A 2,085-nucleotide genomic window follows, 5' to 3' on the forward strand; every position below is an offset into this window, starting at 1 on the left:
ATAGTCTAGTGTCTTCGTAGGTATAGAAGCAAGCTTCATTGTTATTAACAATCCATTGCTCAAATTCTGGATTCAAGCCCGTGATTGAATCATATCCGATCAAAATATGTATCTTATTAGGCTCAATACCCAGGGAGCGAAAATTAAATACCTGTAATTGCAATTGCCATAAGAAATAATTATTATCAGGTTGCGCACTTAAAAATATCATAAATTTTAACCGATGTTATTACAAAACACTCAAAAAATAAAATTGCATTAAATAATTAAAAGCAGATACTTCAAGTCTCCCAATTCATAAATTTGTGGTAGCTCAAAACCATTCAATAAGATTGTAGGTGTTCCCTGTATGTTATTAGTTGAATACCAATTGTATTGATTTTCTAATTTGTAGGTTTCAGAATCATCGTGTTCAATCGGAAATTTTTTCTTCCAAGTATTATAGTTCTTCTCTTTTTGTAGATACCAATCCTTCAGTGTCTCTTTGATTTCAGCCTCACTCATCATCTTATTTAAGGCCATGAGATGTTTTGTAACAGGTCTTTGGTAGTCATTCTTAGTATTGTTACCTGTAAATGTAATTTGTACACGTAGGTCTTTGTTGATATTTAACACATCCTCCAACTGCCGATGTATGTTAGCACAAGGTGGACAATATGGATCAGTTACCATAGTAAGAACATTTTTACCGTTTTTATTACCAATTATTATACAATTGTTATCATCAGGAATGGGGTATTGATTTTCCCTTATTGATAGCTGAATAAATGTTTCTGGATTAAACATCGTTTGATGTAGTTGTTGTCTTAAAACCGGAATTTTGTATGTTTGATTCAAAATAGTTTTTAAAATCTTCCACAACACAAAACCTAAAATAATTGAAATCAAAAGAGCGCTAAAAAAAAATTTCAGATCATATACTGGAAAAGTGAATTCTACCAGACGATTGCTAAGTGTAAAAAATTCAAGCCATAAAATGGCTTGGACAGTACAACATAGTATACACCACCTCCTTGCTACTCTAGCTTGATAATAGATGGAGTACACCGAATATGGTAAACTTAAAATTGTCATAATTGTCAAAAAATTGATGACATTCACCGAACCAAAGAAAAAAAGCAGTAACCATGTGACAGTAAAATATAAAAATCCAATATCACTCCAAGTAAACCCCCAAAATGCATTTGCTGCCTTAGATGACAGGATTTTATTACAATCACTTTTTTTACTAATACCGCAAAGCCTTCGAATTAGGGGATTCTGCGCATCGATTCCTTGGATAAACAGTAGGACGGAAACTATAATTCCTAAAGTTTTAATAAACAACAGTAATGAAGTTCTAACATCATGCAAAATCACCCAGAAAGGATTGACTAAAAACCCAAAAGCAAGTGAGATAAATAGCAAAATTCCCAGCAATGAATATTGATTATCTTGAAAATATGCCTTGTAATAGCTTAAGGATGGGCTGGCATTCTTAGATTCAACACAAAGTACTACCCCGGTAAAACAAGCCAAGAAATCAAGGGTTGTAAATTTTTTATTATTCCATTTTTCGTTTGAAACATAGATATAGTCATTTTTAATTTTGTTTACCACAACAAAATCATCTTGATCTAAATTTATGTGTGCAAGAAAAGGAGTCGGGATGTTCAATAGATCTTTTGATTCTATTCTGTAGGCACTGTTGTCAACATCAAGACTTGCTAACACATCACTAATAGCTAATAAACTTGGGTAATCAGGGTGTTTATGAAACTCTTCATATAATTTCTCTTCGCTTATATAATAATTTAGACGATTTAGTATTTGTTTCGTACAGGAAATGCTAGTATTCATAGATCTGTCTTAGAGTATCTTATAAGTTTATAAATAATGGGATATTTAATTTAAAAGGCTAGTTGTGGGTACATTGTTTTGAGCAAATAAGCTAAGTATTTCTGATCTGTATTGAATCTTATCTAAGTACAACTTGCACTAGACTTAAATCTGTTTTCTTGATAATGATATGCAAATACTGTAACAATTGCTTGATGCAGCTATTTAATGCTAGCACTATAATAAATTTTATTTTCTGAATATTCC

At 31.6% G+C, this 2,085-nt stretch carries 2 protein-coding genes; both read right to left on the reverse strand.

Features of this window, described 5'->3' with window-relative positions:
* The coding region (locus tag AC1DND_RS26400; protein WP_477585640.1) for a hypothetical protein at positions 1-211 on the reverse strand (211 nt) is incomplete at its 3' end.
* Positions 212-258: 47 nt separating this feature from the next.
* Positions 259-1,839: a cysteine peptidase family C39 domain-containing protein gene (locus AC1DND_RS26405; protein WP_477585642.1), complete on the reverse strand. Its 1,581-nt coding sequence runs from the start codon at positions 1,837-1,839 to the stop codon at positions 259-261.
* Positions 1,840-2,085 lie beyond the last annotated feature (246 nt).

This window comes from Pedobacter sp. 01N416, from assembly GCF_056399685.1.

Excerpts from the sequence above, each read along its gene's own strand:
- AC1DND_RS26405 (WP_477585642.1), bottom strand. The coding sequence starts at position 1,839 with ATGAATACTAGCATTTCCTGTACGAAACAAATACTAAATCGTCTAAAT.